The following is a 5,416-nucleotide window of genomic DNA, read 5'->3' as shown; positions in this document are numbered from 1 at the left end:
CACCGGAGCGCCGCGCGCGGCGACCGCGGCAGCGACCGGCGCCGCCGCCGTGCAGTCGCCCACGACAATCAACGCGTCGGTGCGGTCCAGTTGCGGCGGCAACGCCGCGCGCAACGGACCGGCGGGAAATACCCGGCCGTTGCCGAGGCCGCGGCTGCCGTCGATCACGATCAGCGAAACATCCTTGGCAAGTGTGGGGTTCTGAAAACCATCGTCCATCAGGACCACGGTCGCCGCCAGCGAGCGCGCCAGCGCGGCGCCACTGACGCGGTCGCGCGCCACCACCACCGGGACCGTCCGCGCCATCATCAGCGGCTCATCGCCGACATCGGCCGCAGAATGCCGCGCCGGATCGACCCTGACCGGGCCGTGCAATCGGCCGCCATAGCCGCGGCTGAGCACCACGGGCGTCTCGCCGAGATCGCGCAGCAGTTTCGAGAGCGCCAGCACCGCCGGGGTCTTGCCGGCGCCGCCGACATGATAATTGCCGACGCAAAGCACGGGAATGCCGACGTCGAGCCCTTTGCGCGCCAACCGCCGCGCCGCGACCGCGCCGTAGACGGCGCCAAGCGGCATCAGCAGCCGCGATGTCAGCGATGACGGCCGGTACCAGAAGGCCGGCTCATGCATTCGCCGCTCCCATCTCCAGCCGTAACTGCAGCAGATACGGCTCCAATGCGCTGAGCGTGCGCTCCAGCGCGCCGCCGAGCTGGTCGACCACGTGCCCAGCGGCATCGACCGATGCCTGCCGCGCAACGGGGTCGGCCAGCCATTGCCCGATCTGCTTCACCAGCGCTTGCGGGGTGCCGGCCTGTTTCGCGCCGCCGGCGGCGTCGAGCGCATCGTAAACGTCGGTGAAATTGAAGACATGCGGCCCATGCACGATCGCCGCACCAAGCTTGATCGCCTCGATCGGATTTTGGCCGCCATGCTCGACCAGCGATCCGCCCATGAACACGACCGGCGCCAGCCGGTAGAACAATCCCAACTCGCCCATCGTATCGGCGACATAGATATCGCTGGTCGCGGTCGGCAAATCCTCGTGCGAGCGTAAACTTGCATGCAGGCTGGACGCGGCGATCAGGCGGGCGATGGCTTCGCCGCGGCTCGGATGGCGCGGCACGATCACCGTGAGCAGCTGCGGAAAATACCCCGCCAGTTCGCGATGCACCTCAGCCAGGATTTCTTCTTCGCCGGGATGGGTCGATGCCGCCACGATCACCGGCCGCCCGCGCGTCACCGCCATCAGCCGCTCCAGCCTGGCATTGTCGGCAGGCGGCGCCTGCACGTCGAGTTTCAGGTTGCCGGTGGTGACGACGTTGCGGCTGCCGAGCGCCGCGAAGCGTTCGGCATCGGTATCGGACTGCGCGAGGCAGACTTCGAAGCGGGCGAGCAATGCCTCGATGGTCCCGGAAAACCGGCGCCAGCGCGGGAACGAGCGGTGCGACATCCGGCCGTTGATCAGAACCATCGGCAGCCGGCGCGCCGCGCCGGCGACAATCATGTTGGGCCACAGGTCGGACTCGATGAACAGCGCCAGCGACGGCTGCCAGTGGTCGAGAAAGCGCGCGACGTAGCGCGGCGAATCGTAGGGGACATATTGATGGATGACGTCAGCGGCAAACCGCTTGGCGGCAATTTCCGCCGAGGTCACGGTGCCCGAGGTGAGCAGGATGCGGAGATTGAGCGCCCGCAATTTTTCGATCAGCGCCGCCGCGGCCAGCACCTCGCCGACGCTGGCGCCGTGTATCCACACCAGCGGCCCATGCGGCCGGACATCCCCGGTCACGCCGCGGCGCTCATTGATGCGCGCGGGATCTTCCTTGCCTTGTCTAAGCCGCCGCTTGAACAGCACAGGCGTCAGCGGCACCGCGGCGGCGGACAGTGTCCGGTAGACGCGCAGCGTTAAAGGCAGCGAGCTTGCCATCAGGCCGCCTCCGGACGTCCGACCTTCGCGTAGGCGCGGCGGGTCGATTCGTTCAGATACTCCTCCAGTTGCAGGCGCAGTCTTTCCATGGTTTCGGCATCGGCATCGGGCGGCACGACGATCGCGTCGATGCCCACTACTGCACCCTGCCCAAACGGCAAATTGATGGTGGTGCGGTCCCAGTTCTTCAACTGGATGAAGCGGCTGGTCACCATCGCGAACGGCAGGATAGGACGTCCGGATTCGCGCGCCAGCATGATGATGCCGAGCCCGGCGACGCGCGAGCGCTTCGGCACGTCGGCGGTCAGCGCCATGTTGTAGCCGTCTTCGAGCGAGCGCACCATTTCCTTGAATGCGCCGATGCCGCCCTTGCGGTTGAACGCCGAGCCGTGATCGCCGGAGCCGCGCACGGTTTCGACGCCGAGCCGTTCGGCGACAATGGCATTGAATTCGCCGTCGCGATGGCGCGAGACCAGCACCTTGGCGCGGTGATGATCCTGGGTCTTGATGAAGGAGGTGAGAAAATGCTGGCCGTGCCAGAACGCGAAGATCAGCGGCTGGTGCGGCTCGGCGCGCTCATAGACGTCGGCAGGGTCGAAGGTGAATTTATTGGTGCGCCAGACCAGCCGCAGATATTCGGCGACGAGAAAGCCGACCGCCAGTTGGAACCAGCGGGCGCGCAACAGACTGCGTAACAGTTTTTTCAACGGGCGGACTTCGCGTCTTGACCTGGATCGAGCAGCCGGTGCAGATGCACGACGAAATAGCGCATGTGGGCGTTGTCCACGGTCTGCTGCGCCTTCGCCTTCCACGCCGCATAGGCGGTTGCATAATTCGGGAAAAGGCCGACGATTTCCACTTGATCGAGATCCCTGAAGGTCGTGTGTTCGAGATCGGCGAGCTCGCCGCCGATCACAAGATGAAGCAGTTGCTGCGGGGCGCTATCTGGCATGACTCTTGTTCCTGGTGTGGGCCCGGCAGTCTGATTTTTAGACGAACCTTGAAAACGCTCACGGCAGCGGGCGGCTGCGGAAATGCTCAATGATTGCAGCATGACGATCGCGCCCCGCCGCCACCAGCACCCCGTGCGTCACCTCCGCGCGATTGTACGAGATCGCGTCCCCCGACAGCGCGGTCATGTTACCATCCGCTTCGTGCACGATCAAATCGGCCGCGGCAAGGTCCCAGTCGCGGCTCTGGCCGCCTGCAAAAGCGGCATCGAGCCGGCCGTCGGCGACCCGGCACAGCCGCAGCGCCAGCGAACCGATTCGCGGATGCAGCACGATGTCATCCGAAGATTTTCTGAGCCGCTCGACCAGTGGCTTTGGGCCCGCCACCCGGGAAAAATCCAGCTCGGTGCCTGATGTCGCGTGGAGCGCCATGCCGTTGCATGTGGCGCCCCGTCCGCGCACGGCGAAAAAGAATTCGTCGCTGGCCGGCGCGAACACCGCGGCCAGCAAGGGCTGGTCGTTCTCGACCAGCGCCACGCTGACGCACCAGTCTTCCTTGCCGGCGAGATAACCGCGGGTGCCGTCGATCGGATCGACGATCCAGACCAGACGCCGTTCGAGACGCGAGGGATCGTCGGCGCTTTCTTCCGACAGCCAGCCATAATCCGGCGTGGCCGACCGCAGCCGCTTTTCAAGAAGGTCATTGACCGCGATGTCGGCGTCGGACACCGGCGAGGATGCGCCCTTGATCCAGTTCTTCAATTCGGTGCGGAACAGCGAGTGCGCCAGCGCGCCGGCTTCCCGCACCGTGTCCGCCAGCAACGCGGCGTCACGCTGCAGAATGTTGGCGCGCGCCGAAGGTGGGTCGCGCATCGCGTCGGCGCTAGCGTCCGCCAACCGTCAGTCCCTCGATGCGCAGCGTCGGCGCATTGACGCCGTAACGGAATTCCAGATCGTTGGCGGGGCTCAGCGACCTGAACATCTCGATCAGGTGTCCGGCGATGGTCACCTCGCTCACCGCATAGGTGATCTCGCCGTTCTCGATCCAGAAGCCGGAGGCGCCGCGGCTGTAATCGCCGGTGACGCCGTTGACGCCGGAGCCGATCAGGTCGGTGACGTAAAAACCCTGTTTGATGTCGCAGATCAGTTCGGCCGGCGTCGGCTGCCCGGCCTCAAGATGCAGGTTGTACGATCCCGGCGACGGCGACGACGACACGCCGCGGTGGGCATGACCTGTGGTGATGAGGCCGAGTTCGCGCGCGGTCGCCGAATCCAGCAGCCAGGACGTCAGCGCGCCCTCATCGATGATGGCGAGCTTCCTGACCGCGACGCCCTCGGCATCGAACGGTTGCGACCGTAATCCGCGCACGCGCAAGGGATCGTCGATGATGCGGATATTCTTGTTGAAGAGCTGCTGGCCGAGCCGGTCTCTCAGAAAACTGGTCTTGCGCGCGATCGATGCGCCGTTGGCGGCACCGACCAGATGGCCGACCAGCGAATTCGATACCCTGGGGTCGTATACCACCGGCACCTTGCAGGTTTCGACCTTGCGCGGACCAAAGCGCGCGACCGCCCGCTCGCCGGCCTTGCGGCCGACGCTTGCGGGCGACGCCAGGTCAGATGCGTGCTGCGCGGAGGTGTAGTCGTAGTCGCGCTCCATGGCGGTGCCGTCACCGACGATCGCAGTCATGGAGATGCCGTGGCTCGATCGCAAGTAGGAGCCGTGAAAGCCGGTGCTTGTCACCAGCACCATGCCGCCGATGCCGGCCGAGGCCGAAGCGCCGCCGGATTTGGTCACGCCCTTGACAGCGAGGCCGGCGACCTCCGCCTCGACCGCGCGACGCTCGAGTTCGGCGACCGACGGCGTCACGGGATCGAGCATGTCGAGATCGGGGAATTGATGCGCCAGCAACGACGGATCGGCGAGGCCAACATACTGATCGTCGGGCGCCACCCGCGCCATCGCCACCGCGCGCTCCGCAAGCTTCGCCACGCCGTCGCTGCTGATGTCGTTGGTCGAGACCACCGCCTGGCGGCGTCCCACCAGCACGCGCAGGCCGACATCGTCGCCTTCGGACCGTTCGGATTCCTCGACGCGTCCGTCGCGCACCTCGACGCCCTGCGACACGCCGCGCACCGCGACCGCGTCGGCTGCGTCCGCGCCGGCGCGTCTGGCGGCTTCCACCAGGCGCTGGGCCAGCGTCGAGAGCGCGGATTGATCGAGCAGGTCTGAGGTTGCGGATTTGGAAGGAAGCTTTGAGGCGGGGGATGGTGAAGAGATCACGAACAAATTCCTGACGCTTGAATGCAGATCGGCTGACTCTTCAGATGTGCTTGATTCACGCGGACTTCAAGCATTTTCGTGGGTCCGAAACCAAAGAATTTCAGCAACGCCGCAAGGTCTCGTCAATCATGTGAGCCAAGGTGTTGTCAATCATGCGGGCGAATGCAGGGCAAGGTACCTTCGATTAACCAGCCTTTTTAAGGCAATCGGCGCGCGGCTGGCTTAAGGTCTCACGTATCGACCGGGAACATAATC

The 5,416-nt window shown here is 65.4% G+C and carries 6 protein-coding genes; all 6 read right to left on the bottom strand.

All coding sequences use genetic code 11. The features are described 5' to 3' along the window. Nucleotides 1-630: tetraacyldisaccharide 4'-kinase (lpxK, locus tag VGP39_RS08095; RefSeq protein ID WP_327567587.1), on the bottom strand; the 630-nt coding region annotated here is incomplete at its 3' end. Further along, entirely contained in the window at nucleotides 623-1,927 is a 1,305-nt protein-coding gene (locus tag VGP39_RS08090; protein WP_327567586.1) for a 3-deoxy-D-manno-octulosonic acid transferase, read from the bottom strand. The genes lpxK and VGP39_RS08090, both read right to left, overlap by 8 nt. Next, nucleotides 1,927-2,634: a lysophospholipid acyltransferase family protein gene (locus VGP39_RS08085; protein WP_327567585.1), complete on the bottom strand. Its 708-nt coding sequence runs from the start codon at nucleotides 2,632-2,634 to the stop codon at nucleotides 1,927-1,929. The genes VGP39_RS08090 and VGP39_RS08085 overlap by 1 nt, the downstream gene beginning before the upstream one ends. Continuing rightward, on the bottom strand, nucleotides 2,631-2,879 hold the full coding sequence (locus tag VGP39_RS08080; protein WP_327567584.1) for a DUF4170 domain-containing protein: 249 nt from the start codon (nucleotides 2,877-2,879) through the stop codon (nucleotides 2,631-2,633). The genes VGP39_RS08085 and VGP39_RS08080 overlap by 4 nt, the downstream gene beginning before the upstream one ends. A 58-nt stretch (nucleotides 2,880-2,937) precedes the next feature. Further along, the gene (locus VGP39_RS08075) at nucleotides 2,938-3,774 is read right to left on the bottom strand and encodes a 3'(2'),5'-bisphosphate nucleotidase CysQ (protein WP_414644596.1); all 837 of its coding nucleotides are present in this window, start codon (nucleotides 3,772-3,774) and stop codon (nucleotides 2,938-2,940) included. Continuing rightward, the gene (locus VGP39_RS08070; RefSeq protein WP_327567583.1) at nucleotides 3,761-5,161 is read right to left on the bottom strand and encodes a TldD/PmbA family protein; all 1,401 of its coding nucleotides are present in this window, start codon (nucleotides 5,159-5,161) and stop codon (nucleotides 3,761-3,763) included. Before VGP39_RS08070 ends, VGP39_RS08075 begins: the two co-directional genes overlap by 14 nt. Nucleotides 5,162-5,416 lie beyond the last annotated feature (255 nt).

This window comes from Bradyrhizobium sp. (assembly GCF_036009065.1).
Taxonomy (GTDB): Bacteria; Pseudomonadota; Alphaproteobacteria; order Rhizobiales; family Xanthobacteraceae; genus Bradyrhizobium.
The sequence above is the reverse complement of the archived record's forward strand: the minus strand, read 5'-3'. Positions and strand labels throughout refer to the sequence as shown.